The sequence below is a fragment of the Mesorhizobium sp. M0751 genome, from assembly GCF_040320265.1.
Taxonomy (GTDB): domain Bacteria; phylum Pseudomonadota; class Alphaproteobacteria; order Rhizobiales; family Rhizobiaceae; genus Mesorhizobium.
The window spans coordinates 1-778 of record NZ_JAMYPH010000083.1 but is presented as its reverse complement, the minus strand read 5'-3'; the positions used below and the strand labels follow the sequence as shown (position 1 = coordinate 778).

The window sequence follows — 778 nt, the reverse complement described above, 5'->3', positions numbered from 1 at the left end:
TTGCGGCTCGACCCTTTCCTTCCAGAACGACTGGTCCACCTTGTCGATCTTGGCGGCGATTTTCAGAGGAAACCCGGCCCGCGCTGCTATTTCTATGGCCGCTTCCGGCCCCTTTTCCGGCGAGATGCGACCGAGAAACGCAAGATAGCCAGAGGTGTTCGGGTGGAATGGTAGAAGATCGCGAGGCAGGCCATGATGCACGGTTCCAACCCAATTGACGGGCGGCATGGGCCGGCGCTGGTCGAAGGAAATCGAGACCAGGGGAACGTCGTCGAACATCGCATAAAGCTGTGCCAGATCGGGCAGGTCGAGCCTGCCGTGAAGCGTGGTAACCGTTCGTCTGGCAAAATCCCGAATTATGGGGAAGTGCAGAACATCGACGTGGAAATGCAAAACGTCGAATTCATCGGCTCGCCGGCGCACCCGTTCAAGCATCATAACGTGGTGCGGACCACCGTCCTGGACCCTGGGGTTCAGGCGCAGCGCGACGTCGCAACACGCCACCAACTCGGCTGAGGTACGAGAATCGGCGCTGGCGAACAGCGTCACCTCGTGGCCCTGTCGGACAAGTTCTTCGGTCAGATACGAAACAATTCGCTCGGTTCCACCGTAGGTTCGGGGCGGCACGGATTCGGTTAGCGGCGCGATCTGGGCTATTTTCATTTAGAAAATCTTTTCGGCGGCGACCGCCGTCTTTCAAACAAGCTTCGGCGGCAACCAAGACGAGCGAGAGCTTCCGGTTGCGAAGTATTCTATACAGAGCGTATTTATAGTTGTG

At 57.7% G+C, this 778-nt stretch carries 1 protein-coding gene; it reads right to left on the bottom strand.

Going from position 1 to position 778, the window contains the following annotated elements; all coding sequences use genetic code 11:
* On the bottom strand, positions 1–663 hold a 663-nt coding region (locus NKI19_RS32755; protein WP_352567724.1), incomplete at its 3' end, for a glycosyltransferase.
* Positions 664–778 lie beyond the last annotated feature (115 nt).